1 pseudogene is annotated in these 294 nt (G+C 46.9%); it reads left to right on the top strand.

Going from position 1 to position 294, the window contains the following annotated elements:
- Window positions 1-294 (top strand): annotated as a pseudogene (locus EUU22_RS25840) (cbb3-type cytochrome c oxidase subunit I); the annotation flags it as partial.

The following is a 294-nucleotide window of genomic DNA, read 5'->3' as shown; positions in this document are numbered from 1 at the left end:
AAACCGACTCGTCCCTTTAATGCCTGGGGCACCCGCTATAGCCCTTCCACGAATAAATAATATAAGCTTTTGACTTCTTCCCCCATCTTTTCTTCTACTCTTAGCCTCCTCAGCAGTTGAATCGGGAGCCGGAACCGGCTGAACCGTCTACCCCCCATTAGCTAGTAATTTAGCCCATGCTGGACCCTCAGTAGACCTCACTATTTTCTCCCTCCACTTAGCTGGGGCTTCTTCAATTCTTGGGGCCGTTAATTTTATTACCACTATTTTGAATATAAAACCTCCCGCGGTAAA

The organism is Ciceribacter ferrooxidans, from assembly GCF_004137355.1.
Taxonomy (GTDB): Bacteria; Pseudomonadota; Alphaproteobacteria; order Rhizobiales; family Rhizobiaceae; genus Allorhizobium; species Allorhizobium ferrooxidans.
This window is presented reverse-complemented; position numbering and strand designations above follow the sequence as displayed.